25 protein-coding genes and 3 tRNA genes are annotated in these 25,834 nt (G+C 64.4%); 16 read left to right on the top strand and 12 right to left on the bottom strand.

Translation table 11 applies throughout. The annotated features are described in order from the left end of the window. The first annotated feature begins 3 nt into the window (after positions 1 to 3). Together L0U83_RS08050 and oxlT are read left to right on the top strand one after the other, a co-directional pair. Positions 4 to 1,398: an NAD(P)(+) transhydrogenase (Re/Si-specific) subunit beta gene (locus L0U83_RS08050; protein ID WP_233881705.1), complete on the top strand. Its 1,395-nt coding sequence runs from the start codon at positions 4 to 6 to the stop codon at positions 1,396 to 1,398. A 109-nt stretch (positions 1,399 to 1,507) separates the two neighbouring features. Next, positions 1,508 to 2,833 (top strand): oxalate/formate MFS antiporter, encoded by a 1,326-nt coding sequence (gene oxlT / locus L0U83_RS08045; RefSeq protein WP_233881704.1) that lies wholly within the window; start codon positions 1,508 to 1,510, stop codon positions 2,831 to 2,833. 34 nt (positions 2,834 to 2,867) lie between these two features. Here oxlT and L0U83_RS08040 read toward each other — a convergent pair whose 3' ends face one another. After that, positions 2,868 to 3,173: a hypothetical protein gene (locus L0U83_RS08040; protein ID WP_233881703.1), complete on the bottom strand. Its 306-nt coding sequence runs from the start codon at positions 3,171 to 3,173 to the stop codon at positions 2,868 to 2,870. 47 nt (positions 3,174 to 3,220) lie between these two features. Here L0U83_RS08040 and L0U83_RS40510 point away from each other — a divergent pair, with 47 nt between their 5' ends. Beyond that, a complete protein-coding gene (locus L0U83_RS40510) occupies positions 3,221 to 3,352 on the top strand; it encodes a hypothetical protein (RefSeq protein WP_267939213.1) in 132 nt (43 codons plus the stop codon). Positions 3,353 to 3,389: 37 nt separating this feature from the next. Here the strand turns inward: L0U83_RS40510 and L0U83_RS08035 are convergent. Together L0U83_RS08035 and L0U83_RS08030 are read right to left on the bottom strand one after the other, a co-directional pair. Beyond that, positions 3,390 to 3,476, bottom strand: a tRNA-Leu gene (locus L0U83_RS08035). A 176-nt stretch (positions 3,477 to 3,652) separates the two neighbouring features. Then, a tRNA-Leu gene (locus L0U83_RS08030) sits at positions 3,653 to 3,739 on the bottom strand. A 396-nt stretch (positions 3,740 to 4,135) separates the two neighbouring features. On the opposite strand from L0U83_RS08030, the gene rnr reads away from it, so the two are divergent. The 5 genes from rnr to L0U83_RS08005 all read left to right on the top strand — a co-directional run bounded on the left by rnr (position 4,136) and on the right by L0U83_RS08005 (position 10,446). Beyond that, a complete protein-coding gene (gene rnr / locus L0U83_RS08025) occupies positions 4,136 to 6,598 on the top strand; it encodes a ribonuclease R (RefSeq protein WP_233881702.1) in 2,463 nt (820 codons plus the stop codon). Between the two features lie 216 nt (positions 6,599 to 6,814). Beyond that, positions 6,815 to 7,558 (top strand): 23S rRNA (guanosine(2251)-2'-O)-methyltransferase RlmB, encoded by a 744-nt coding sequence (gene rlmB, locus L0U83_RS08020; RefSeq protein WP_233881701.1) that lies wholly within the window; start codon positions 6,815 to 6,817, stop codon positions 7,556 to 7,558. Positions 7,559 to 7,669: 111 nt separating this feature from the next. After that, positions 7,670 to 8,365, top strand: a complete 696-nt coding sequence (gene rpiA, locus L0U83_RS08015) for a ribose-5-phosphate isomerase RpiA (RefSeq protein ID WP_233881700.1) — start codon at positions 7,670 to 7,672, stop codon at positions 8,363 to 8,365. An 812-nt stretch (positions 8,366 to 9,177) separates the two neighbouring features. Beyond that, entirely contained in the window at positions 9,178 to 9,762 is a 585-nt protein-coding gene (locus tag L0U83_RS08010) for a hypothetical protein (protein WP_233881699.1), read from the top strand. Positions 9,763 to 9,834: 72 nt separating this feature from the next. Beyond that, positions 9,835 to 10,446 (top strand): hypothetical protein, encoded by a 612-nt coding sequence (locus tag L0U83_RS08005; RefSeq protein ID WP_233881698.1) that lies wholly within the window; start codon positions 9,835 to 9,837, stop codon positions 10,444 to 10,446. 238 nt (positions 10,447 to 10,684) lie between these two features. Here L0U83_RS08005 and L0U83_RS08000 read toward each other — a convergent pair whose 3' ends face one another. Then, the gene (locus L0U83_RS08000; RefSeq protein ID WP_233881697.1) at positions 10,685 to 11,419 is read right to left on the bottom strand and encodes a Crp/Fnr family transcriptional regulator; all 735 of its coding nucleotides are present in this window, start codon (positions 11,417 to 11,419) and stop codon (positions 10,685 to 10,687) included. Positions 11,420 to 12,222: 803 nt separating this feature from the next. Here L0U83_RS08000 and L0U83_RS07995 point away from each other — a divergent pair. The 3 genes from L0U83_RS07995 to L0U83_RS07985 all read left to right on the top strand — a co-directional run bounded on the left by L0U83_RS07995 (position 12,223) and on the right by L0U83_RS07985 (position 16,035). After that, complete coding sequence (locus L0U83_RS07995) at positions 12,223 to 13,782, top strand: mannose-1-phosphate guanylyltransferase/mannose-6-phosphate isomerase (RefSeq protein ID WP_233881696.1); 1,560 nt, start codon at positions 12,223 to 12,225, stop codon at positions 13,780 to 13,782. A 378-nt stretch (positions 13,783 to 14,160) separates the two neighbouring features. After that, on the top strand, positions 14,161 to 14,880 hold the full coding sequence (locus L0U83_RS07990; protein WP_233881695.1) for a FadR/GntR family transcriptional regulator: 720 nt from the start codon (positions 14,161 to 14,163) through the stop codon (positions 14,878 to 14,880). A 177-nt stretch (positions 14,881 to 15,057) separates the two neighbouring features. Then, positions 15,058 to 16,035: a Gfo/Idh/MocA family protein gene (locus tag L0U83_RS07985; RefSeq protein WP_233881694.1), complete on the top strand. Its 978-nt coding sequence runs from the start codon at positions 15,058 to 15,060 to the stop codon at positions 16,033 to 16,035. A 69-nt stretch (positions 16,036 to 16,104) separates the two neighbouring features. On the opposite strand, the gene L0U83_RS07980 is transcribed toward L0U83_RS07985, so the two are convergent. The 7 genes from L0U83_RS07980 to L0U83_RS07950 all read right to left on the bottom strand — a co-directional run bounded on the left by L0U83_RS07980 (position 16,105) and on the right by L0U83_RS07950 (position 21,464). Beyond that, positions 16,105 to 16,764, bottom strand: a complete 660-nt coding sequence (locus L0U83_RS07980; RefSeq protein WP_233881693.1) for an amino acid ABC transporter permease — start codon at positions 16,762 to 16,764, stop codon at positions 16,105 to 16,107. Between the two features lie 111 nt (positions 16,765 to 16,875). Next, positions 16,876 to 17,673 (bottom strand): transporter substrate-binding domain-containing protein, encoded by a 798-nt coding sequence (locus L0U83_RS07975; RefSeq protein ID WP_233881692.1) that lies wholly within the window; start codon positions 17,671 to 17,673, stop codon positions 16,876 to 16,878. A gap of 83 nt (positions 17,674 to 17,756) precedes the next feature. Continuing rightward, a complete protein-coding gene (locus L0U83_RS07970) occupies positions 17,757 to 18,791 on the bottom strand; it encodes a quinone-dependent dihydroorotate dehydrogenase (RefSeq protein ID WP_233881691.1) in 1,035 nt (344 codons plus the stop codon). Positions 18,792 to 18,869: 78 nt separating this feature from the next. Beyond that, positions 18,870 to 19,634, bottom strand: a complete 765-nt coding sequence (locus tag L0U83_RS07965; RefSeq protein ID WP_233881690.1) for an arginyltransferase — start codon at positions 19,632 to 19,634, stop codon at positions 18,870 to 18,872. Positions 19,635 to 19,896: 262 nt separating this feature from the next. Beyond that, the gene (gene aat / locus L0U83_RS07960) at positions 19,897 to 20,661 is read right to left on the bottom strand and encodes a leucyl/phenylalanyl-tRNA--protein transferase (protein WP_233881689.1); all 765 of its coding nucleotides are present in this window, start codon (positions 20,659 to 20,661) and stop codon (positions 19,897 to 19,899) included. Positions 20,662 to 20,675: 14 nt separating this feature from the next. Further along, a complete protein-coding gene (locus L0U83_RS07955; protein WP_110384546.1) occupies positions 20,676 to 21,221 on the bottom strand; it encodes an NUDIX hydrolase in 546 nt (181 codons plus the stop codon). Between the two features lie 166 nt (positions 21,222 to 21,387). Further along, positions 21,388 to 21,464 (bottom strand) — tRNA-Met (locus tag L0U83_RS07950). 218 nt (positions 21,465 to 21,682) lie between these two features. Between L0U83_RS07950 and L0U83_RS07945 the strand changes: the two genes are divergently transcribed. The 5 genes from L0U83_RS07945 to L0U83_RS07925 all read left to right on the top strand — a co-directional run bounded on the left by L0U83_RS07945 (position 21,683) and on the right by L0U83_RS07925 (position 24,988). Continuing rightward, positions 21,683 to 22,180 carry a heme-degrading domain-containing protein gene (locus L0U83_RS07945; protein WP_233881688.1) on the top strand — a complete coding sequence of 166 codons (498 nt, stop codon included), beginning with the start codon at positions 21,683 to 21,685 and terminating at the stop codon, positions 22,178 to 22,180. 4 nt (positions 22,181 to 22,184) lie between these two features. Then, positions 22,185 to 22,532: a DMT family transporter gene (locus L0U83_RS07940; RefSeq protein WP_233881687.1), complete on the top strand. Its 348-nt coding sequence runs from the start codon at positions 22,185 to 22,187 to the stop codon at positions 22,530 to 22,532. A gap of 166 nt (positions 22,533 to 22,698) precedes the next feature. Beyond that, positions 22,699 to 22,983, top strand: coding sequence for a DUF1488 family protein (locus L0U83_RS07935; RefSeq protein WP_042268605.1), 285 nt, complete (start codon positions 22,699 to 22,701; stop codon positions 22,981 to 22,983). Between the two features lie 63 nt (positions 22,984 to 23,046). Next, complete coding sequence (locus L0U83_RS07930; protein WP_233881686.1) at positions 23,047 to 23,757, top strand: TetR/AcrR family transcriptional regulator; 711 nt, start codon at positions 23,047 to 23,049, stop codon at positions 23,755 to 23,757. A 73-nt stretch (positions 23,758 to 23,830) separates the two neighbouring features. Beyond that, entirely contained in the window at positions 23,831 to 24,988 is a 1,158-nt protein-coding gene (locus L0U83_RS07925) for an enoyl-CoA hydratase/isomerase family protein (RefSeq protein WP_233881685.1), read from the top strand. A gap of 99 nt (positions 24,989 to 25,087) precedes the next feature. Here L0U83_RS07925 and L0U83_RS07920 read toward each other — a convergent pair whose 3' ends face one another. Then, positions 25,088 to 25,513: a hypothetical protein gene (locus tag L0U83_RS07920; protein ID WP_233881684.1), complete on the bottom strand. Its 426-nt coding sequence runs from the start codon at positions 25,511 to 25,513 to the stop codon at positions 25,088 to 25,090. Between the last annotated feature and the right edge of the window lie 321 nt (positions 25,514 to 25,834).

The following is a 25,834-nucleotide window of genomic DNA, read 5'->3' as shown; positions in this document are numbered from 1 at the left end:
GTCATGCTCAACGGAATCGGCAACATGGCGTGGCTCGGCGCGGCGACGCTCTTCATCCTCAGCCTGCGCGGACTGAGTCATCCCGCGAGTGCGCGGCGCGGCAACCTGTATGGTGTGTGCGGCATGGTGATCGCCGTGCTCGCCACGCTGCTCGTCACGGGCGGCGCGAGCCTGCAAATCGCGCTCATCGCCGCGCTGGTGGGCGGGGGGCTCGGTGCGATCCTCGCGCGGCGCGTGGAGATGACGCAGATGCCGCAGCTCGTCGCGGTGCTGCACAGCTTCGTCGGCCTCGCGGCCACACTGATCGCCTTCGCGAACTTTCTCTCGCCCCAGGCTGCGATGAACGGTGTCGAGCGCGCGATTCACGACACCGAGATCTATGTTGGCGCGTTCATCGGCACGGTCACGTTCAGCGGTTCGATCGTCGCGTTCCTGAAGCTGCAGGGCACGGTGAGCGGCAAGCCGCTCGTGCTGCCTGCGCGGCATCTGCTCAACGCGGTGGTGTTGGGTGCGTGCATCGCGATCGGGTATCGCTTCGTCAGTGCTCCTGATGGTAGCGATGCGCTCTACGCGCTCGTCGTGATGTGCGTGCTGGCGGCGGCACTCGGCGTGCATCTCGTGATGGCGATCGGCGGCGCGGATATGCCCGTGGTGGTCTCGATGCTCAACAGCTATTCGGGCTGGGCTGCAGCGGCAACGGGCTTCATGCTCGATAACGATCTGCTCGTTACGACGGGCGCGCTGGTTGGATCGAGCGGTGCGATTCTCAGCTACATCATGTGCCGCGCGATGAATCGCAGCTTCGTTTCGGTGATCCTCGGCGGCTTTGGCGCCGTGAGCGCAACGGCTGCCGCAACACCGGAGGGGGAGGTCGTAGCGACCACGGTGGACGAGGTCGGGTCTCTCTTGCGCGACGCACAGGAGGTCGTGATTGTGCCGGGCTATGGCATGGCCGTCGCGCAGGCGCAGGGCACCATCAGCGAGATCACGCGGCGGCTGCGTGCGCTCGGCATACGCGTGCGCTTTGGCATTCACCCGGTTGCGGGGCGTTTGCCGGGCCACATGAACGTGCTGCTCGCGGAAGCGAAAGTGCCGTACGACATCGTGCTCGAAATGGACGAGATCAACGAAGACTTCACGAGCACCGACGTCGTACTCGTGATCGGCGCGAACGATATCGTCAATCCGGGTGCGCAGGAGGACGCGGGCAGCCCTATCGCCGGCATGCCGGTGCTGGAGGTGTGGAAGGCGCGCACGGTGGTCGTCTCCAAGCGCAGCATGGCGACGGGCTACGCTGGCGTGGACAATCCGCTTTTCTATAAGGACAACACACGAATGCTGTTTGGCGATGCGAAGGGCAGCGTCGATGCATTACTGCGGCAACTCGAAGCGGCTTGACGTTTGACGTCGGGCGCGGCGGGCGAACGTCTGCCGCGCTGGCTGTAACGCGGGAAAGAGGCGATGCGGGACACCCCGCGGGCAATCACAACGGACGGAGACAGACAACGTGGCACACACTGATCGTATCGAAGGCGGCTATACGGCCCGGCGGCACAACCGCTGGGTGCAGCTCGTCGCGGGCATTCTCTGCATGGGGCTCGTGGCGAACCTGCAGTACGCGTGGACGCTCTTCGTCGTGCCGATGGACGCACGGCATCACTGGGGGCAGGCTGCAATCCAGCTCGCCTTCTCCCTTTTCATCGTGACGGAAACCTGGCTCGTGCCCGTGGAGGGCTGGCTCGTCGACCGCTTCGGTCCTCGCCCTGTGGTGATGGGCGGTGCGTGCTGCGTGGCGCTTGGTTGGGTGCTCGACGCATGGGCGCCCACGCTGCCGGTGCTCTACGTCGCCGCCGTCATCTCGGGTATTGGTGCGGGCTGCGTGTACGGCACGTGCGTCGGCACCGCGCTCAAATGGTTCCCGGACCGCCGCGGCCTCGCTGCGGGCATGACAGCGGCGGGCTTTGGCGCCGGCGCGGCGCTCACGGTCATTCCGATCTCGAACATGATCCAGCATTCGGGCTATGAGAGCGCGTTCGTGTTCTTCGGACTCCTTCAGGGTGCCTGCATCATGGCGCTCGCACTTGTCATGGTGCGGCCGAAGCCGCCTGCGCACGCAGCCGGCATGAAGCGCATCGTGGCGACGAAGACCGACTACACGACCAAGCAGATGGTTCGCGCGCCCGTATTCTGGGTGATGTACGCGATGTTCGTGTGCGTGGCCGCGGGCGGCATCATCGCGACGGCGCAGATCGGCCCGATCGCGAAGAGCTACGGCTTCGCCTCGATGCCCGTCACGCTCGTGGCGGCGACGCTGCCGCTGCTCACAATGACGCTGTCGATCAACAATCTCTGCAACGGCTTTACGCGGCCGCTGTGCGGGCTCATTTCGGATCGCATTGGCCGCGAGAATACGATGTTCATCACGTTTCTCGGCGAGGGGCTCGCGCTGCTGGGCTTGCGGGCGTTCGGCCACGACCCGTATCTCTTCATGCTGTTCTCGGGGCTCGTGTTCCTGTTCTACGGCGACATCTTCTCGAACTTTCCGGCGACCTGCGCCGACACGTTCGGCGCGAAATACGCGGCCGGCAACGCAGGCACGCTCTACACCGCGAAGGGGACCGCGGCGCTGCTCGTGCCTGTCGCCACGCTGCTCGCGATTCACGGTGGCTGGAACATGGTGTTCGATATGGTCGCCTGTGTCGCAATGATGGCGGGCGTGAGCGCGAAGGTGATCTTGCAGCCCATGCGCCGGCGCTGGATCTTTCAGTCGGGTGAGGAGACGAAGATTGCCGATCCGGCGTTCATACCTTCGCCGCTGGGCTCGCATGAGTGAGCGCGTTCGATGGGCGCCCCAGGCACTGCTGACATTACGGGCGGGCGATTCGGTCGTGATCGTGGCGAGCGCTTACAGGGCGCAATGCCCGAATCATGCGCGCGGCGCCTTGGAGTCTCGCGCGTACGCGTGAGCGCCGTACGCGCCGCGTATCGATGCGGGCCTGCTCGTGACGCAGGTTGGTTTCGGCGGTCCGCTCGTTTTCCAGCCCGAGATGGGCATAGCGGCCCTCGCTGGCGTTCTTGTCGAGCCAGCGCTCGGGCAGCCGGGTTGCGAGCAGCCAGGTCGCGGCGGCGCCAAAGCTGACGGCGACGATCGCTGCGACGAGAACGAATTCCATTCTGTATTCCCCAATCGGTTTATCCACGGCGCACTGCAATGTATACCATGAAACATATCGATGGGCGCAGCCCGCTGGAATGGAACTGGCAATGCCATTGCCAGCTTGTGCGGAGAGAGCGTGCAGACGAAGTGCTGGCCGCAAAACAAAAAAGCCCGCAAATTTGCGGGCTTTTTTGATGAATCCTGGGTGGTGCTAGTTCTGCTTGATGAGACGTGGTGCCCAGGAGAGGACTCGAACCTCCACAGTGTTGCCACCGCTAGGACCTGAACCTAGTGCGTCTACCAATTCCGCCACCTGGGCACGTCTTCAAGCTAAAGGAAAATTATGACGCGATTTCGCGCGACTGTCAACAGATCTTTTCAAAAAGCTTCATCTCGGGAACGCGGTTGCTGCAATTCACGCGATAAGCGGGGCAGTTGTACTCGCACGCTGCGCCGGAAATGAAAAAGGCCGGCATGAAGCCGGCCTTTTGAATCTGGTGCCCAAGAGAGGACTCGAACCTCCACAGTGTTGCCACCGCCAGGACCTGAACCTGGTGCGTCTACCAATTCCGCCACCTGGGCAAGGTGTCGTTTGCTGTACAGCGTGTTGTGCAGCAAAGACCAAAATTATAGCGGGCTCAGAATGCCTGTCAAGCGTTTTGTGGAGGCCGATAAAGCGCGGCTGCCGAAGCGCTGCCGGGCGCGTGGCGTGAGCCGACTCAGCGCGCTGCCAGGCCGCTCCCACGGCTCGTAGGGTGCGATGCGGGTGTTAGAATGCCTCGCAGAAGTTCCGCCGGCAAAAGTACGGGGTTCAGGTGCTGCGTGCAGCGTGGCGCACGCAGTGCGAGCGGTCAGGCAGTCCACGTACGGGCCGGCAGATTGCAGCACTCGAAGGCCGGGGCGCCGCCCGCATGCAACGCAAGTTCGGGCCGCGCAAAATCCGACGTCCACGCAACGAGAACAACCATCGACAAGCCCTTGAGCAAATATCCGTACCCGATTCCCAGCCGCGAAGAGATTCTTGGCGTGCTGCGGACCAGCGACTCGCCGTGCACCGCGAACGATATCGCCGAGGCGCTCGCCATCAAGCGCCAGGAGCGTGAAGGGTTCTTCAGGCGGCTCGCCGCCATGGAGCGCGACGGGCAGATCCGGCTCGATTCGCGCGGCCACTACCAGCTCGCCCATCCTTCGAATTTCGTCGCCGGGCGCGTGCAGGGGCATCGCGACGGCTACGGCTTCCTCGTGCGCGACGACGGGCAGGACGATCTGTTCCTGCCGCAAGGCGAAATGCAGAAGGTTATGCACAACGACCGCGTGCTCGCGCGCATTGTCGGCTATGACCGGCGTGGGCGGCCGGAAGGGCATATCGTCGAAGTCACCGATCGTGCGAACCGCAGTGTGATCGGGCGCCTGCTCAACGAGAACGGCGCGCTGATCGTCGCGCCGGAAGACAAGCGCATCGGCCACGACATTCTCGTCACGCAGAATCCCAAGAAGGCCAAGGTCGGCCAGGTTGTGGTCGTCGAACTTACCGATTTCCCCAGCCGCCACTCGCAGCCGCTCGGCCGGGTGATGGAAGTGCTGGGCGATATCGACGATCCGGGCATGGAGATCGAGATCGCCGTGCGCAAGTACGGCGTGCCGCACGAGTTCAGCAAGCCCGCGCTCGACGAAGCCGCCAAGCTGCCCGACGCCGTGCGTCCCACGGACATCCGGTATCGCGTTGACCTGCGCGACGTGCCGCTCGTCACCATCGACGGCGAAGATGCGCGTGACTTCGACGACGCCGTGTATTGCGAGCCGATGCAAGTGGGCAAGGGCGAAGGCTTCCGCCTGATCGTCGCCATCGCCGACGTCTCGCATTACGTGCTGCCTGGCAGCGGTCTCGATGTGGACGCCATCGAGCGCAGCACGTCGGTGTACTTCCCGCGCCGCGTCATTCCGATGCTGCCCGAGAAGCTTTCGAACGGACTCTGTTCGCTTAATCCGCACGTCGACCGCTGCGTGCTCGTGTGCGACATGGTGATCACCGCGCGCGGCGAGATCAAGGCGTACCAGTTCTATCCGGGCGTGATGCACTCGGCGGCGCGGCTCACGTATACCGAAGTCGCAGCGGTGCTCACTAACACCAAGGGCCCCGAGGCGACGCGCCGCGCTGCGCTGCTGCCGCAACTGCAGAATCTCTATGGCGTGTACAAATCGCTCTTCGCCGCGCGCCAGAAGCGCGGTGCGATCGATTTCGACACGACCGAGACGTATATCGTCTGCAATGCGCAAGGCAAGATCGAACAGATCGTGCCGCGCCAGCGCAACGACGCGCACAAGCTGATCGAAGAGTGCATGCTCGCGGCCAACGTGTGCGCGGCAGACTTCATGAAGCGCCACAAGCACCCGGGTCTGTACCGCGTGCACGCGGGACCGACCGCCGAAAAGCTCGAAAACCTGCGCACCTTCCTGCGTGGCATGGGCCTTTCGCTCGGCGGTGGCGACACGCCGCACGCGAGCGACTACGCCGCGCTGATGGCGCATATCCGCGACCGGCCCGACGCGCAAATGCTGCAGACCATGTTGCTGCGCTCGATGCAGCAGGCCGTGTACAGCCCGGACAATATCGGTCACTTCGGGCTTGCGTACGAAGCCTACGCTCACTTCACGAGCCCGATTCGCCGCTATCCCGACCTGCTCACGCACCGCGCGATCTACGCGATCCTGCAGGGCAAGAAGTACCAGCCGCAGGCGCCCGAGGGCGTCGATCTCAATACCGCGCTTTCGCCGCGTGCCCGTGCGTTGCAGGCCGAGGACGAAGAGAAGCGCGGCAAGCGCGCCCGGGGCGCCAACACGGCGATCTGGGAAGAGCTGGGCCTGCACTGCTCGGCGAACGAGCGCCGCGCCGACGAAGCCTCGCGCGACGTCGAAGCCTGGCTCAAGTGCTACTTCATGCGCGACAAGCTCGGCGAAGAGTATGGCGGGATGGTGAGCGGCGTGACGTCGTTCGGCATTTTCGTGCAGCTCGACGCGCTCTTCATCGAAGGTCTCGTCCACGTGACGGAACTTGGCTCGGATTACTTCCAGTACGACGAGATCAAGAACGAACTGCGCGGAGAGCGCACCGGCATTCGCTATCGCCTCTCGGACCGCGTGCGCGTGCAGGTGAGCCGCGTGGATCTCGACGCGCGCAAGATCGACTTCCGCCTCGTGCGCGATACGCCCGTGAAGCCGGGCGGCAACCGGCCGATGCCGGTCGACAAGGGCAGCATGGAAGGCGGTCCGCGCGTGCGTGCGCTGCCGGGCGGCGACATGGCGCGCCAGAGAAAGGCCGCGCCGGCGCAAAGCGTAGCGGTGAAGGAAGCGCGCGCGGCGCGCGGCGCCGCCAAGACCGCGAAGAAACGCTCGGCCGTGAAGCCGACGCCCAAGAAGCAGGCGCCGCGCAAGAAGCGCTGAGTGCCGTGCGGAGCGCCAAACGCGCTCCGCTGCCGTTACTGATCCGGGCCGCGCCGTCGTGCGCGTGCCCGGTTTTTTCGCTTGCATGCTGCGCCGGTTTTTGCCACATGGGCGCGCGGCTTGCATACGCCGGACCGCACGACGCGGCCGGTTGACTATCGTTGCTGGCGGCGCGCTGTCTGCGCCGCAAAACGTTCATCAGGGGTTGTCTCAGTCATGTCACGTCTCAAGGTTCTTTACGGGTTTCATGCGGTGACCGCACGCTTGCGGCACGACGCGTCCACGGTCGAGGATGTCTACTACGATCCGACGCGCCGCGACCGCCGCATGCAGGACTTCCTGCACACCGCGAAGGAAGCGGGCGCGCGCGTGATCGCAGCCGACGAAACGCGTCTCTGGGGTCTCGCGCACACGGAGCGCCACCAGGGTGTCGTGGCTCGCGTGCACGATCTGGCGCTCGCGCAGAACCTCGCGGAACTGCTCGACGGCATCCAGGGCTCGCCGCTGTTGCTCGTGCTCGATGGTGTGACCGATCCGCACAATCTCGGCGCGTGCCTGCGCGTGGCCGATGCGGCCGGCGCGCACGCGGTGATCGCTCCGCGCGACCGCGCCGTGGGTCTGAACGCGACGGCAGCGAAGGTGGCGAGCGGTGCCGCCGACACCGTGCCCTATATCACCGTGACGAATCTTGCGCGTGCGCTGCGCGAACTCAAGGACGCGGACGTGTGGGTGGTGGGGACCGCCGGCGACGCGGGCGCGAGCCTCTACGAGACGAAGCTCGATGGCCCCGTCGCGCTCGTGCTGGGCGCCGAAGGCGAGGGTATGCGCCGCCTCACGCGCGAAACCTGCGACGTAGTGATGCAGATTCCGATGGCGGGCACGGTCGAGAGCCTGAACGTTTCCGTCGCTTCGGGTGTGTGTCTGTTCGAGGCGGTGCGCCAACGCTCAGCCGTGCGCTGATCGTCCGCTGATCACCCGTCGCGCGATCCTGCGAGATGCGGGCAACCCGTGCCCGCATCTCCGGTAAACTATGCGTATTCCGCGTTTTTCTCCTCCTCGGGCTGTACTCCCATGACTCAAGACGAACTCAAGCAACTGGTCGGGCAGGCCGCCGCCGACTATGTCAATGCGAACGTGCCGGAAGGCGCCATCATCGGCGTCGGCACGGGCTCCACCGCGAACTGCTTCATCGACGCCCTCGCGGCGAGCAAGGGCCGCTACCGCGGCGCCGTCTCGAGCTCGGTCGCGACCACCGCGCGCCTCGAAGCACACGGCTTCAAGATTTTCGACCTCAACGAGATCGAATCGCTGCCCGTGTACGTGGACGGTGCCGATGAAATCGACGGCGCAGGCGCCATGATCAAGGGCGGCGGCGGCGCGCTCACGCGCGAAAAGATCGTCGCTTCGGTGTCGGACGTGTTCGTCTGCATCGCTGATGCGAGCAAGCGCGTCGACGTGCTCGGCCAGTTCCCGCTGCCCATCGAAGTTGTGCCGATGGCGCGCACGGCCATTGGCCGCCGCGTGACGGCGCTCGGCGGTGTGCCGGTGCTGCGCGTGCAGAAGGACGGATCGCCCTTTATCACCGACAACGGCAACGAGATCCTTGACGTGAAGGGCCTGCGCATCAGCGATCCGCGCACGTTCGAGGCGCATGTCAACGCATGGCCGGGCGTGGTGACGGTTGGTCTGTTCGCCGCACGCGGCGCGGACTTCTGCCTGCTTGGTGGTGAAACCGGCGTCGAGCGTATCGAATACCGCAAGGCCTGAGCGGTCTCGCGAGAGCGGCACGTGCAACAGGCTTCCGCCTGCTTTTGCCTGTGCGTTGCCGCTCTTTCTTATGGCGGCCCTGCGTGGGCCGCCGAACCGAAAATCGCAATTAATCATTAAAAGAATGTGATTTTCTGGATCTGGTTGTCTGCACAACTATCTTATATTTCAATTTGCCTTTCAGTTATTCTTGAAAGAAAATCCTCACATTCAAGGGCATGTCTATTCACTACGTTGAGAACCGCACACAAAACGTGCGAATGACGTAGCAATAGTCTGACTGTCTGAGATATAAATTCACCGTCCGGCGACGTTATGCAAATGGTTCGCTAAAAGAGACGTCGAAAAGACCGGACAGGGGAAGGGCGGTGCGCAAAAATGTGCAGCAGCCCGTGGGTTTCTGTCAGGCAATGCGAGAGAGTAGTTGGCGCATGCCGCGCGGTGCATGGGGAAGCAATGACAACGGCGGGTGTTGAGCGATTTGTATCGGACTGCTATTCAATAGGGTCCGCGAATAGAACAGGATTATTCCGGGCATTCGTCGCCATCCACCGGATTTTCAATTCTGCATGAGCGCCTGATTTACGCGAATGCGTAAAGTGTAATGGCATCTTGCGCGCGATTTTCAATCTGGTAACTCCATCTAAACGGTCTTCCCGATATCGGGCTATTCCGCAGGAATATTCGCGCGTCGTAATGCAGTGACTTTATAAGCATTGCAATTGAAATCGCATTAAATGCGCACGCGCTATCAGGGGGAGTGCGCGCGCATTCATCCAACGTTCCCCTGCTTTCTCAGGAAGACCACAATCATGAAGAAGATTCAGGCCATTTCGCTCGCCGCCATGCTCGCTCTCGGTTCGACCGCCGCATTTGCAGGCGGTCCGGGCGCGCCGTCGTCCTCCACCACGTCGGCGGTGGGCGCAGCGGGCGTCGGCTTTGGCGCCACGGCACTCACGTCGAACTCGACCTCGTCGGTCAACGGCAGCTTCACCTCGGCACTGACGGTGCCGGGCCATATCGACGCCACTGTGTCGCAAGGCAACCAGTCGTTCTCGAACGCAAGCCTCACGTTCGGTTCGAGCTACACGACGCAAAACGGCAATTCGCAGACCTACGGCCAGACGGCTAACGGGAACGTCGGCCAGACCGGCACGACGACCACGAACCAGAACTCGTCGACGCTTGGCTTCACGAGCGCCACGCAGTCGGGTTCGCAGAACTTCAATTCGTCGGTGATCAACACGTCGTTCAACGGTTCGAGCGGCAGCTACGGTGGCTCGGGCTTTACGTCGAACGCGACCGCGAACGGCACCGGCACGGCCAATGCGGATGGCGGCGTTGGCATCGTTGCAGCGGGCGGTTCGGGTTCGCTCACGGGCGGCATGCACTGGTAATCCGAACGGGTCAGCCGTTCACTAGCGCGTCGGAAAGGGGGCGCTGCCCCCTTTCCGTTCACGGAGAGAAGAATGAGCAAGCTGAAACAAAAAATCGCCGTTGCCGGGGTCTTGCTGTTTGCAGGCGCTGCGTGGGCGCAAACCACGCCGACGATGACGTCGGGGACCACGTCCACGTCGAGCCAGACGAGCACCGTTTCCAATACCGTCGTGCTGCCGAGCGGTGGCGCGTCGGACGTGACGTATCACGGCTCCTACGATGTGCGGACGACGCCCACGGTCTATGCGCCGGCCTTGACGGCCTCGGTGACCGAGACGTGCTGGGGCAGCATTTCCGCTGCGGTGTCGGTGGTGGGCGTGGGCGCGACGGCCGCTGGCACCATCAAGGATATGGACTGCAACAAGCGCCTGAATGCAGCTGTGGCGTGGCGCATGGACCGCAAGGACATTGCGTTCAACATCATGTGTCAGGAAGACGATTTCCGCGAAGCTGCCGCGCTCACCGATCATCCCTGCGGCGACAATCGCAAGGTTGCGAAGAACGACGGCGCGCCCGTGCAATTGCGTAACGCCGACACGAGCCCGGATCCGAAGTTTCAGGAGCCGACCGACCCGTTCGTGCGCGAACGCGAGCACCTGCCTGCCTTGCCGCTTGCGCAGGCGCTCGTGCCTTCGGCCCGCTGAATCCCGCAAGGCTGAAGAGAAGAGGGCGCGCTCCTGTTTTCTCCAGATCAAGCGGCAAGAGGCGATTGCTTCGGTATCCTGTGTGTTCTTGCTGCCTTCGAGCTTGCGTGAACGTATGCGCGAAGGCGCAGGCAAAGCGAACAGGCGCGAAAAAGCGTGCCGCTACGGGCACGCTTTGTTCGGGGACGACTCGCAAACGGACTCGCGGCGCGAAACGCAAACGCGCGCGATTACGTGCTCACTCGACCGTTTCCGCCTGGTGCAGGCGCGGCAACAGCCGGTCGAATTCGCGGCGCACGAGCCCGTAGCACTCGCAGGCGCGGGCTTCGAGACCTTCGCGATTGAGCACGCGGATATGCCCGCGGCTGTGATGGATCAGGCCTTCGTCGTGCAACTTGCCGGCCGCTTCGGTAATGCCTTCGCGGCGCACGCCGAGCATGTCGGCGATCAGTTGCTGCGTGACGTTGAGGTCGTTGGAAGCGACGCGGTCCACTTCGATCAGAAGCCAGCGGCACAGTTGCTTGTTGAGCGAATGGTGACGATTGCACGCGGCCGTTTGTGCGACCTGCGTGAGGAGCGCGTGCATATAGAGCAGCATGAGGCGGCGCAGGAAGTCCGAGCGCGCGAACTGCTGTTTGAGGGCTTGCGCGCTCATGCGATAAGCGAAGCCCGCGCATTGCACCTGCACGCGGTTCGGCATCGTTTCGCCGCCGGTGAGTACGGGCACGCCCGTCATGCCTTCGCGGCCGACAGCCGCGATTTCGACCGAACTGCCGTCTTCCATCGTCGAGAGCAGCGAGACGATCGCCGTCGTCGGAAAGTACACGTGATGAATGCGCTGGCCAGAGTCGCAGATCAACTGCTCGGTGCGTAGATGAACGAGTTCGAGGTGCGGGGCGAGAGCCTGCCATTCATGCGACGGGAGGGCGCCCAGCAAATGGTTGCCGTGAAGATCGGATTGAAGGGTTAACATGACTGGTCCTCGTACGAAGCGGCGCGAGCCGCCTCCTGTTTTTTGATTCCGTTCGCCGAACTCGTTGTTGTTTGCCGTTTCCCGTGCGGCTTTTGTGTTCGTCGTGCCGGCCCCATAGTCCCGCTTGTTCGTGCGCTTTCCTGCTTGTAACAGTTTCCCGCTCGGTCCTGCGTGGTCCAACTCGCTTGCGCTTGTGTGCGCGGTATCGTTCGTCCGCGTCTGTGCTCGTGTGGCAATCTCTCTTTAGCAGGGTGTGTGCCAGTCGGTGCGAAAGCACGCATTCAAGCGGCTGAGCGAGAGTCGGCCATGCGGCAGTGCGGCGTAACGCCGCATTTTTGTTTCAGTTTTGTACGGCGACTTTGCGGGTCGTCGCGCCGCGCATCCCCCCTTTGAAAGCCGCAAGCCGATGATTCGATTGAATTATTTCCCCTGACGATGGGGGGATTCAGAAATGACTCCTGGTTGAAACATGCGTCCGGGGCGACGCGCGCTGCGGCCCAACAAACAAGCGTTTTTGATTCAGTTCTGTTGCAACGCAGACGTAGCCAGCGAAAGAACGTTCGGCGCTGATACGTCGCGCGTGAGCGGCATTGCCGTGCGTTCGCCGAGGCGCGTGCAATCAGTGTGGGTATGCGTACAGATTGGCAGGCCGAGGTTTGCTCCAATGAGGTCCGGAAAAGGTCTCAAGGATGTGTGAGGCTTGAGAGGTCCGTGAGGCGCGTGACGCTTCGGGCGAGCCCGCCGGCAGGCAGGCGCGGCGTTCGTCAACGTGACCCGACGTATTTCAACGGGGAGCTCACTGCATGAACCAGCTCGTGACGCCTGCCGGCTTGATCGCGGCAGCCAATGAACCCGAAGTCGCGCTCATCGTTCAGCCCGTGGTGCTGGCCGGGGGCTCGGGCACGCGGCTTTGGCCGCTCTCACGCGAACATTGCCCGAAGCAGCTGATCGATCTGCTCGACGGCGAGTCGCTGCTCGAGGCCACCGTCCGGCGGCTCGACGGCGTGTATGCACAGGCTGGCGGAGCAATCCGCAAGGCTGCGCCAGTTATCGTGTGCAGCGAGGAACTACGGCTCATGACCGCCGACCGGCTCGGCCGCAGCGGCATGCCCGCGCGCGTCGTGCTTGAGCCGGTCGCGCGCAACACGGCGCCTGCGCTTACGGTGGCGGCGCTGGCGGCGCGCGCCGCGCACGAGACGCTACTGGCACGCGAAAGCGCCAATGTCGTGTGCGACAGCGATCCGGTGCTCATCGCGATGCCGGCCGACCATCTGATCGCCGATCGCGCGGCGTTTGCCGCCGCGCTCGAAGAAGCGGTGGGCTACGCGGCGCGTGGCGCGATCGTCACGCTGGGCGTGCCGCCGCAGCGCGCGGAGACTGGTTACGGGTACATCGGCGCGGGGGCGGCGCTCGGCGCCAGCGGCGCGCGCGTGATCGAGCGTTTCGTGGAAAAACCGGGCGCCGAACTCGCAGCGAGTTACGTGGCCTCTGGCGATTACCTCTGGAATAGCGGCATTTTCGTGGTGCGCGCATCGGTCTGGCTCGCGGCGATTGCCCATTGCCGGCCGGCCATCGCGGCACAATGCGCGGCGGCGTTCGAGGCGGCCGCAGTCGACGCCGACGGCACCGTGCATCTCAATGCCGCGGCGCTCGCGGCGTGCCCGTCCGATTCGATCGACTACGCGGTGATGGAGTCGCTGGGCGCCGACGCGCGGCTCGCGGGCGTGGTCGTGCCGCTCGTGGCGGGCTGGTCCGACGTGGGCGCGTGGGACGCGGTGTGGCAGGTGTCGAACAAGGACGCGAGCGGCAACGTGGCCCGCGGCCGCGTGATGTTCGAAGACGTGACCGACACGTTCGCGCACTCGGACGGACGGCTCGTTGCCTGCGTGGGCGTGCACGGCGTGGTGGTGGTCGAAACGGCCGACGCAGTCCTCGTCGCGGCGAGGGATCGCGTGCAGGACGTGAAGGCGATCGTCGGCAAGCTCAGGCAGGAGCGTAGCGCGGTCGCGCAGCATCACCGGCGTGTGGAGCGGCCGTGGGGCTGCTACGACTCGATCGATCAGGGCGAGCGCTTCCAGGTCAAGCGCATCGTCGTGAAGCCGGGCGGGCGGCTGTCGCTGCAGATGCATCATCACCGCGCGGAGCACTGGACCGTGGTGCGCGGCACGGCGCGTGTCACGCGCGGCGAGGCGGTTTTCCTGCTTTCGGAAAATGAATCGACCTACATTCCGCTGGGTGTGAAGCACCGGCTGGAGAATCCGGGCAAGACGCCGCTCGAGATCATCGAGGTGCAGTCGGGCGGTTATCTGGGCGAGGACGACATCGTGCGCTTCGACGATGAGTACGGGCGGATACAACGTTAAAAGGCACGACGTCGGGCCGCGCGCGAAAAGCGTGCGCAGAAGAAACATGCACGCCGGCATCCCTGCATATGCACAGCCAGGGACTGCCGATTGATACGACGAGGATTCAACGCGGATTTAACGCGAATTGAAAGCGTGTTGATTGAAGTAAGTAGGCGGTCCATACGATCGCCTTACAAAAAGAGCAGCGCAAGGGCCGACGTAACACGCGTAGATACGAACAATACGCATGTGCGCAAGCATCATGTCAGGAGATATCCTGGCTGGCGAATTATGCGAAGCGCATGGCAACGTAGCACCTAAGTTCGACGACGCACGAGGGCCCGCGCAGTATCCGGCAAACATGGGCGATAACGCCCACATCGGGGGGGTAGGGTCATGGAACTGGGGAACAAGGAACGCTCGCTCGTCAGCAAGGTGATGGACGGGCTGATTTCAGGCATCGTCGAGGAGCGCTACGGCGCAGTGCTGCCTCCGCAGGACATCCTCTCAAAGGAGTTCGACGTGAGCCGCACGGTGATGCGCGAAGCGCTCTCCATGCTGCTCGCGCGCCACATGCTCGACGTGCGGCCGAAAATAGGCACGCGCATCAGGCCCATGCGCGACTGGCGCATGATCGACGAGGACGTCGTGAACTGGCGTTTCCGGTCGAAACCGGACAAGACGTTTTTGCGCGACGTGATCGAATTTCGCGGCCTGATCGAACCGGCAGCGTGCGCGCTCGCGGCCACGCGTGCCAGCGCGGCGGACATCGCCGGCATTCGCGAGGCGTTCGAGGTGCTGCGCCACACGAGCACCGACGATCCGAATTTCCAGACTGCTGACGCGCTTCTGCACACGCGCATCCTCGCGGCGAGCGGGAATCAGTTTTATCAGCAGATGGCGGCGATCATTCGCGGTGCACTCACGCTCGTGAATCCGATTCTCAACACGCGTGACGGCGGCTGGAATAATGTCGTTGCGGCGCATGAGCGCATCGTCGAAGCGATCGAGCGGCGTGCGCCGAAAGAGGCCGAAGCGGCCGCGCTTGCGATGATCGAATATACCGCCGACGAACTCACTCGCGCGCTCGCGCCCGAGGCCTTGGAGCAACGCTAAGGCCGTTTGCGGCGTCGATACGCTCACATCAGTCCGCCTGGCTGCGCGGATTGATGCGAGCGTATTGCGACGCGCTGCGCGGGCCGGTATCGTGCGTGTCTTTGGGTGCGCCGCGCGTGGCATACGTCATGTACACCGTGCGGCGGCCCTCGACCTCACAGCCGGAGCACGCAGCACATGAGCGAAACACAAACGATACGTTGGGGCATCGTCGGCGCGGGCCGCATTGCGCACCGCTTCGCGCAGGGCGTCGCGCACGTACCGCATGCACGCGTCGAAGCGGTCTGGTCGCGGCGCGCGACGACTGCCGAAGCGCTTGCCGCCACCTGCGGCGCGAAGGCGTGCGAGAGCGTGGATGCGCTCTTCGCAAGCGGCATCGACGCCGTGTATATCGCCACGATGCAGGATAGTCACACCCAATACGCGATTGCCGCGCTCGAAGCTGGACTGCCCGTGCTGTGCGAAAAGCCCGCCACCGTGAACGGCGCGCAACTCGAACGCGTGCTCGACGCGGCGCGCCGCGCGCAGCGCCTCTTCATGGAGGCGATGAAGCCGCCGTTCTATCCCCTCTATCAAAAGTTGCGCGCGCAACTAGACGCCGATCCCATCGGTCCGGTCGGGCTCGTGCGCGCGGGCTGTTCGGTAGCCAGTGTGCCCGCCGACCATCCTTCGCTTTCGTTCGAGCAAGCGGGCGGGGCGCTGCTCGACATCGGCGTGTACGAGATGTTTCTCGCCGTCGACTGGCTCGGCGCGCCACTTGAGGTGCAGACTGTCGGGCGCCTCGGCTCGACGGGCGTCGACACCTTCGCGAGCCTGAACTGCCAGCATGAGCACGGCATTGCGCAGCTGTTCTGCGGGCTCGATCTGCACGGCTATGGCGACGCGCTGCTGGCGGGGCCGCTCGGCAACGTGACGATCCACGCGAACTGGTGGAATCCGGCGCGTGCAACGGTGCGTTATGTGGATGGTCGCGTCGTCGAACTCGACGAGCCGTTCGAGGGCGGCGGCCTCAACTACGAGACCGCGCACTTCTGCGAATTGCTGCGCGCGGGCGCGCTCGAAAGCCCGGTGATGACGCACGACACCTCGCGCCGCATGCTGGTCATGGCCGACGCCGCGCGCGCGGCGCTCGGACTGCGTTTTCCCTGCGAATGAAGCGTCAGACAGCCGCCTGAAAACGAAACCGCCCGCGTGGGCGGGCCGTGTATGAACACGCGCGTGAGGTCAGTGGCGCGAAGGCAGCGCGAGACGTTTTTCGTACCAGTGCTGCACCCATTCGAGCACCTGGCACAGCACCCAGTAAATAGCGGCCGCCGCCAGATAGAGCGGCAGTGGCTGATACGTCGAGGCGATGATTTCCTGCGCGCTGCGCAGCAACTCCGTCACGGTGATGACCGAAACGAGCGACGTGTCCTTGATGAGACTGATGAGGCTGTTCGAGAGGCTCGGCACGGCGATGCGCAACGCTTGCGGCGCGATCACGTAGCGCAGCGTCTGGGTGCGCGAGAGGCCAAGGCTATAAGCCGCGAGCCACTGTCCGCTATGAATGCCGAGAATCGCGCCACGCATGCTCTCTGAGAGATACGCCGCCACGTTCGCGGAAAGCGCGATCACGCCCGCAGGCGTCGGGTCGAGCGAAATACCGATGCTCGGCAATCCGTAGTAAATGACGAAGATCTGCACGAGCAGCGGCGTGCCGCGCATCAGGCTCACATACACGCGCGCGATGAACACGAGCACGCGGTTCGAGCTGATGCCCATGAGCGCGAGCACGGCGCCGCCGATGAGCCCGAAGATCATCGAAAGCACGGCGAACTTGACCGTCAGCACCGCGCCCTGTGCGAGCACCGGCAGCGACTGGATGATGAGCGTATAGATGGGCATGGGCGTAGGTAACGAGGTGGAGTGGCGTGTTTTGCAATGGACGCACATGTGCGAAGGGCGGCACCGTGCGATGCCGCCCTTCGCGTCAGCCGGATTGGGCGTCCCTCAGGATCATTGCGTGATCGGCTTGGTCACGTCGATGCCGAACCACTTGTCCGAGATCTTCGTGAAGGTCCCATCGGCTTCGAGCTGCGTCATCGCGTCGTCGATCGCCTTGGCGAACTTCGGATTGCCCTTCTTGAACGGGATAGCCGACGGGTTGCCCGCGCCGACGATCGCGCCCGTGCGCAGCGGCAGTTGCGAGTTCTTCAGCAGGTAAGCGAGCATCAGGCGGTCGTTGAGCGCCGCGTCGAGACGGTTCGCTGCGAGGTCGCGCAGATATTCGGGCGCGCCCGGATAGGTCTTCACGTCGATGCCCGGCACCGACTTGGCCATGTCCATGTAGTTGGTGCCAAGACCGACGCCGAGCTTCTTGCCCTTCAGGTCTTCGAGCGTCTTGAACTGGCGCGTGTCGTCCTTGCGCTGGATGAGCTGCGCAGCCGAGTACGTGTACGCCGGCGAGAAGTCGAGCACGGCCTTGCGCTGGTCGGTCACGCCGACCTGGTTCACGATCACATCGAACTTGCCTGCCTGCAGGCCCGCGATGATGCCGCTCCATTCGGTCGTGACGAACTCGGGCTTGAGGCCCATTTTCGCGGCCACAGCTTTGGCGATGTCGACGTCATAGCCGACCAGCTCGCCGCTGGGCGCCTTCGAATTGAACGGGGGGAACGTGCCTTCGAGACCGACGCGCAGGGTGCCGCGCGCCTTGGCCTGATCGAGCAGGTCATCGGCGTGGGCGCTGGCTGCGACGAACGATGCGCCAACGATTGCAAGCGCAAGGAGTTTTTTCAGCAAACCGGATTTCATGTTTTCCTCTTGTTCTGCTGCTGCAATTCTAGTGCTAGTGCACAGCGCCTCCGATGCGCCATGACTAGCGTGCCACTATAGCTTTATGCGCGGCCCGAGGCCAGCGCCCGCGCACATTCGGCGACGAGCGCCGGGCCCCGGTAAATGAAGCCCGTGTACACCTGTACGAGCGAGGCGCCGGCCGCGATCTTCTCGCGCGCGTCGTCGCCCGAAAAAATGCCGCCCACGCCGATGATCGGCACGTCACCGCCCAGCTCGGCTCGCAGCTTTCGGATCACGTTGTTCGAGGCGTCGAACACCGGGCGTCCCGAGAGGCCGCCTGTCTCGTTCGCATTTGGCATGCCTTCCACCGCCGCGCGCGACAGCGTGGTGTTGGTCGCGATCACGCCTTCGATCTTGTGGCGCAGTAGCGTGTCGGCGATTTCCTTGACCTGCTCGTCGTCGAGATCGGGCGCGATCTTGAGCGCGAGCGGCACGAGCTTGCCGTGCATGTCGGCCAGACGCTGCTGCTTGTCCTTGAGCGCGGCGAGGAGGGCGTCGAGTTCACCGCCGCCTTGCAGCTGGCGCAGGTTCTTCGTGTTCGGCGACGAGATATTGATCGTCACGTAGCTCGCGAACGGATAGACGCGCTCGAGGCAGAAGAGGTAATCGTCGGCGGCGCGCTCGATCGGCGTGTCGGCGTTCTTGCCGATGTTCAGGCCGAGAATGCCGCGATAGCGCGCGGCCTGCACGTTCTTCACGAACTGCTCGACGCCGTGATTGTTGAACCCCATGCGGTTGATGATGCCGCCCGCCTGCGGCAGCCGGAAAATGCGCGGGCGCGGATTGCCCGGCTGCGGGCGCGGCGTCACGGTCCCCACCTCGATGAAGCCGAAGCCGAGCGCGGCGAAACCGTCGATCGCGGCGCCTTCCTTGTCGAGGCCCGCGGCGAGCCCCACCGGATTGCGGAAGGTGAGGCCCATGACGGTGCGTGGTGAATCGGGCACGCGCGGGGCGAAGAGGCCAGCCATGCCGGTGCGGCCGGCGGCCCCGATCATGCGCAGCGAGAGGTGATGGGCGTCTTCGGCGTCCATGCGAAAGAGCTGGTCGCGGAGGAACGGATAAAGGGTGCTGAACACGGGAAGAAGGCGCGGGGCGCCAGAAAATGGGAACCCGTTATTTTACGGCAACGCGAGCCCGGGGCGATGGGCCCGGGCTCAGGCTTCGAGCGTGAGTGCGGTCCATGCGCCGTCGAAGAGGCCTTCGAGCGGCTGGAAGCGCGCCTTGTACGCCATTTTCGGGCTCTCGCGGATCCAGTAGCCGAGATACACGTAAGGCAGCTGAAGGCTGCGGGCCTGTTCGATCTGCCAGAGAATGTTGTACGTGCCGTAGCTCGTGTGGACCGTATCGGGGTCGAAGAACGTGTAGACCGAGGAGAGTCCGTCGCCGAGGATGTCGATCATGCTGACCATGCACAGTTCGCCGGGCTCCTCCGGGTGCGCGGGGTTCGGCTCGCGGAATTCGACCAGCCGTGAATTGATCCGGCTTTGCAGCAGGAACTGCTCGTACTGGTCGCGGCTGTCGCGGTCCATGCCGCCGCCCGCGTGGCGCGCGGACTGATAGCGCATGTAGAGCGCGTAGTGCGCCTCGTCGTAGTGCAGCGGCGCGACCGTGGCGACGAGCGCGCCGTGGCGCTTCCACGCGCGGCGCTGCGTGCGGTTCGGCGTGAAGCGCTCGACTGGCACGCGCACCGGCACGCACGCGCGGCAGCCGTCGCAGTAGGGGCGATAGGTGAACACGCCCGAGCGCCGGAAACCGGCCTTCACGAGATCGGTATAGACGTCGGAATTGATGAGATGACTGGGCGTTGCCACCTGCGAGCGCGCGATGCGCCCCTCCAGATAACTGCAGGGGTAGGGCGCCGTTGCATAGAATTGCAGCGCGGAAAGCGGTGAAAGCGGCAGCTCGTTTGGATGCGTCACGTTGGCAGCTCTCGTAGCAGTTCGGATCGTCGCGTGGCGCGCGCGTGGCGCACCCAGCTTCGCGCACAAGCCTTGCCAGACCACACGGCGCGCCGCACGTGGCGTGCCAGCGAGGGTGTCTGGGAAAAGGCGGCGACGGGTTCTCTATTCAGTCTAACATTGACGCCGAACATGTATCCATCGAATTGCGCGGGCTGTAGCAAGCGCGCACGCGGGGATCGCGTGCCGCTCATGTGCCACTCATTTGCGGCTCACCGGCCATTCACGCAGCGGGCAAGAACGCGTCGGGCGTGCCTCGTCCGCCGAGCAGATCGGCGAGCACGGCTTTGTCGAATTTCCAGGGAATGGGCGCGGCGTTCACGTGCGTGCGCACATGGGCGATGAACGCCTTGCGCGAAATTTCGCGCCCGCCGAGCGAGGCGAGATGCGCGGTGTTCTGCTGGCAATCGATCAACTCGACGCCGTGGCGGCGCAAATGCGCGACGAGCGCCGCGAGCGCGATCTTCGAGGCGTCGGTGACGGAGGCGAACATCGATTCGCCGAAGAACATCGTGCCGAGCGCCACGCCGTAGAGGCCGCCCACGCGCTCGCCGCCGAACCAGGCCTCGATGCTGTGCGCATCGCCTATGCGGTGCAGGGTGGAGTAGGCGTCGATTACGTCGGCGGTGATCCAGGTGCCGCGCTGGCCGTGCCGCGGCGCATTCGCGCACGCGCGCATCACCGCGGCGAAATTATTGTCGACGCGAATTTCCCACGCGTCCTCGCGCAGCACGCGCTTGAGCGTTTTCCTGAACGACGGCGAGACCTTGAACTCGTCGGGGCGCAGGATCATACGCGGGTCGGGGCTCCACCAGAGCACCGGCTGGCCATCGGAGTACCACGGGAAAATGCCGCGCCGGTAGGCGTCGATGAGGCGCGAGGGCAACAGATCCGCGCTGGCGGCGAGCAGGCCCGGCGCGCCGCTCGACGCGCCGAGTGCGCGCTCGACGGCGGGAAACGGTTCGTCGGGCGAAAGCCAGGGGACCATCGTCGCGAGTAATGTCAGCCGTCGCGCAGCGAGCGCAGGACGTCGCCAGTGTGCAGCCCGAAGCTGCCCGACTGGCGATCGGCGAAGAAGCAGCGCAACGTTTGTCCGACCGTTGGGAACGCAATGTCGTCCCAGGGAATCTCGTGCTCTTCGAAGAGCCGCACTTCGAGGCTTTCCTCACCGGCTGCGATATCGATGTCGAGCAGGCGCGCGAGATAGAAAAGATGCACCTGGTGCACGCGCGGCACGTTCAGGAGCGAAAAGAGATTCTGCACCTCGACGCGCGCGCCGGCTTCTTCCAGCGTTTCACGCGCCGCGGCTTCGGCGGTCGTCTCGCCCATCTCCATGAATCCGGCGGGCAGCGTCCAGTAGCCGTAGCGCGGCTCGATTGCGCGGCGGCACAACAGCACCTTGTCTTCCCAGACCGGAACCGTGCCGACCACGTTGCGCGGATTCTGATAGTGGATGGTGCCGCAATGTGAGCAGACGTAGCGTTCGCGATTGTCGCCGGGCGGAATGAGCAGGCTGACCGCCTGACCGCAAGTCGAGCAGAATTTCATGGGCACGATAGGGGGATGGGTGATGCGAGTTTATCACCGCTCAGTATCGTCGCTCATGCGCTCGCAGGGAAAAGGCAAGTGCGCCGCGCTGCGAAGGTGGCGTTATGAAGACCGTAAACGGAAAAAGGGTTACAGGCCGATGACCTGTAACCCTTTCGAATTCTGCTGGTTGCGGGGGTAGGATTTGAACCTACGACCTTCGGGTTATGAGCCCGACGAGCTGCCAGACTGCTCCACCCCGCGTCCGTCGAAGAAAAGATTATATGACAGTCCGCGCCGCATTGCAACAACAAATGACGACGGCCTTTCCATGCGTTTGCAAAATGTTTGCAGGACGCACGCGCAATGGCTTCTGGGGCCATCAGGATAGAATCGGGGCTCGGTCGGCGCAGTGCACGCTCTCGCGACGTTCACGCTGCGCCGTTGCTCTTCATGCGCACCGCGCTTCACACGCTTCTCCCATGGACATTCCCCTCGATCTGCAATCGATAGCCGCGCAGGAGCACGCGCTGGTGTTTCCCCGTTTCGACGCCGATCGCGCCTGGCAGCTCGGCGCGCATCTGCATGAACTTGCGCGTGCCCGGGCGCTGCCCGTCGCCATCGACGTGCGCACCTTCGGCCAGCAGCTCTTCTTCTGCGCGCTCGACGGCGCCACGCCCGACAACGCCGACTGGGTGCGCCGCAAGTCACGCGTGGTCGAGCACTTTCGACGCAGCTCCTACGCGATCGGCTTGCGCATGCAGCAAACCGGTTCGACGCTCGCCGAAAAGCACGGCTTGCCCATCACCGAGTTCGCGCCGCATGGCGGCTCGTTTCCGCTCTCGGTCGCGGGTGCGGGCGTGATTGGCTCGGTCACGGTCTCGGGCCTGCCGCAGCGTGCCGATCATGAACTGGTGGTCGAAGCGCTTTGCGCGCAACTCGACGTCGACTACGCGCAACTCGCGCTCGCGAAGGTCTGACACGATGCGCGTTCCCGCTCTCTCAGCCTGGACCTGGCTCGTCATCGCGATCGTCGCGGAAGTCATCGCCACTTCTGCACTGCGCGCATCGGATGGCTTCACGCGGCTCGTGCCCTCGGCGATCGTCGTGGTGGGGTATGGCATCGCGTTCTATGGGCTCTCGCTGACGTTGCGCAGTTTGCCGGTGGGCATCGTCTACGCGGTGTGGTCGGGCGTGGGCATCGTGCTCATCACGCTCGTGGCGATGGCGCTCTATCGGCAGGTGCCCGATCTTCCGGCCGTGCTCGGGCTCGGCCTCATCGTGGCCGGCGTGGTCGTGCTGAATCTGTTCTCGAAGATGCAGGCGCACTGAAAGCCGGCGGTGCTGCGCCCGCCACGCCGGCCGCAGCAGAGGGCACCGCATCGGCCACGTTCGCGCCAGCCATCGCACCTCGCGCGTAATATGGCCGGTTACCGCCGTGCGCCGCGTCGTCGTCCGGCGGTAGTGCTTTCTGCTGAATTTCCCCGTGGGGCTGGACATGATCATTCGTTTTCCCGCCGACGCGCCGCTCTATCGCGACGCCAATCTGACCGTGGTCTTTCCCGCACTCGTCGACGGCACACGCGTTCCGTGCGCGATTTCCGTCGAGGCGCTCGAGGACCATTTCGGCGCGCTCCCCGCGAACCGTGACGCGTGGATGCAGGCGTTCGACGCAGGCCGTCCGCGCATCGAGGCCGTGGCACGCGCCCATCTCGAACTCAGCAACGGCACGCCAGTGCTGCTCAAGAGCGGTCACTTTCCGCCCGGACGCCTGGATTCGTAGTGCAGGGCCCGCCCGCCCGGGCGCCACGGGTAAATTCGGTTACGGCAACCGTCCAGCTTCGTCATGAGCATTGTCGAACGCAAGAATCGCGAACCGTCTGCAAGGCACGCAGCGCGCGCGCACGATCAGCGCGAGCGCATTCTCGACGCTGCGCGCCGCATCGTCACGCGTGAAGGTCTCGCCGCGCTGTCGATGCGCAAGATCGCCGATGCGATCGGTTATTCGCCGGCGTCGCTCTACCTGTATTTCGCCGGCCGCGACGAGATTGCCGAGGCGCTCGGCCAAGAGGGTTATGCGCAACTGCTCGCGCAGCTCGAGCCGCTCACGCTGATCGCCGATGCGCGCGAGCGGCTTCATGCGCTCGCGCATGCATACGTGGCGTATGGCTGCGACCATCCGCAAACTTACGAGCTCATTTTCATGGCGCGCAAGGCGCGCCCGGAGTGTGTCGAGCCGGGCGCCCGCCGCCAGAGCGACGCGCCTGATGCGGTTGACGAGCCTGATGCCGGCGCCGCGCTGGCCGACGGCGCGCAGCTCTTTGCCGCCACGCTGTGCGCGCTCACGCCTGCGAGCGGGGCGCGTATCGACAGCGCCATGCTCGCGCAGTCGCTTTGGGCAACGCTGCACGGCGTGGTGATGCTCACGCTCGCACGCGCCGGCTTTCAGCACACCGCGCCCGCTCCGTTGATCGACGCCACGCTCGATGCCTGGTTCGGCACGCGCGCCGCTGCGGCTACGTCGTTGACCGTGCAAGCGCCTCGCGTGGCGACGTGATAGCCTCAAGAAGGACGTGGCCCGCGCCTTGCCCGGTCCACAAGCTGTTCATCGATTCGTCTTGCCAATCGCCATGTCACACGAAGCCAACGCAAGCCCGACCGCAGCCAATAGCGATGCGCACGTGCTCACACACGTAACGAACCGCATCGGCTATATCGAACTCGAGCGCCCGCAGTCGCTCAATGCGCTCACCACCGCCATGGTCCGCACGATGCACGCGGCGCTCGATCGCTGGCGCGACGACCCGGGCGTGATCGCAGTGATCGTGCGCACTCGCCACGCGCGCGCGTTCTGCGCAGGCGGCGACATTCGCTTTCTGTACGAGTCGTACCGCGCGGGCGAGCAGGCGGCGCTGGACACATTCTTCTCCGATGAATATCGCCTGAACCACGCCATCTTCGCCTTTCCGAAGCCGTACATCGCGATGCTCAATGGCGTGGTCATGGGCGGCGGCATGGGCATCTCCCAGGGCGCGCATCGTACGGGCGGCCTGCGGCTCGTGGGACCGACCACGCGCATGGCGATGCCGGAGACGCGCATTGGCCTTTTTCCCGATGTCGGCATGGGATGGTTCCTTGCACGCACGCCTGGCGCGATCGGCCGGTATCTCGCGGTGACGGGCGAGACGCTCGATCAGGCTAGTGCGGTCTACGCGGGCCTGGCCGATGCGTCGCTCGACGAGGCCGCGTGGCCCGCGTTGCTCGATGCGCTCGAGAGCGAGCCGTTTGCGAGCGGCGCGGAAGTGGTCGCGCGCATCCGCCAGGCGGCGCTGCCTGTGTCCGAGTTGCAGCGCGTGGCCGAAGGTTCGTCGCTGGCCACGGTTCGCGGCTGGATCGACCGGCATTTCTCGCTCGCCGATGTGCCGGCCATGCTGGCTTCGCTCGAAGCCGCGCAGCGTTCAGGCGAAGGCGCGCAAGCCGAATGGGCCGGGCAGATGGTGGCGATTCTGCGCGAGCGTTCGCCGCTTTCGATGGCGGTGTCGCTAGAGGTCGTGTCGCGCGCGGAAGGCACGATGGCCGACTGCTTGAGGCGCGACCTCGACCTCACGCGCTCGAGCTTCGCGATGGGCGACGTAATGGAGGGCATACGCGCACGCATTATCGACAAGGACAATCTTCCGCACTGGCGCTTCGCGAATATTGAGGACGTGCGCCGTGAAGACGTCGAGCGGATGTTCGAGAGTCCCTGGAGCGTGATGGACCATCCGCTGCGCGAACTCATGGGTTGAGCCGGCTAGCGCGGGAAGAAGGGCGGAAAAAGGGGGAGAGGGAAAAGCGCGGCGGCGCCAAAAGACGGACCGCGCATCGCGCACGGCCCCCAGGCGCGGTCAATCTTCGGCAGTTTCGCTCATGAACGCGCGCATGAAAACGAGCGCGCCCCAGCCCCACATCGCATTCGAGGCGAAGCCCGTGGCAAGCCGTGGCAGCATGTTGCCGCTCGGCCAGATGCCGCGCAGCGGATTGACGACGAACACCATCGCCGCGGTGAGCACGATGCCGCCGAATACGAAAGCCTGGACCCATGGCGCGGGCCGCGAAGGCGACACGCGCAGCAGCCACGCCATCAGTACGGCCCAGATGGCGCCCCAGATCGCGTTCACGAGGAACTCGGGCAGCCCGAGCGGCAGGAATGGGTCCGTCGAAAATCCGGCCGCGTCGGTGACCTGCGCGGCATGGAGAAGCGCGAGCGTCGCCTCGCGAAAGAAGAGCGACGCCAGAAAGCCGGATACGAACGGCAGAATCAGTTTTTGCATGGAATCTTGCGAGAGCTTGCTTGGCCTCACCGCGCAATCAACCTTATGGAGCGTCCTGCGCGCGGCGTGCCGGTGTTTTTGTGGGTGTGTACGCCATTATATCGGCGCGCGGTGCGTGCGAGGCGCACCGTATGTTAAAGCGTCGGGTAAAGCACGAAAGTGGAAAACCTAAGCTAAAAAAAATCGTTCTAAAGGGCGAGGGCCGTCCCTAGACTGGTTCCCCATGAAGACGGCGCCGCCGTCGCCGGGCGCCGCGCGAGGCGCACCGGGGAACGTGCCGGCGCATTCCGTTAGCTGTCGAATCCTTTCAACTGAGCCATG

It is taken from the genome of Paraburkholderia flagellata (assembly GCF_021390645.1).
Classification (GTDB): Bacteria; Pseudomonadota; Gammaproteobacteria; order Burkholderiales; family Burkholderiaceae; genus Paraburkholderia; species Paraburkholderia flagellata.
The sequence above is the reverse complement of the archived record's forward strand: the minus strand, read 5'-3'. Positions and strand labels throughout refer to the sequence as shown.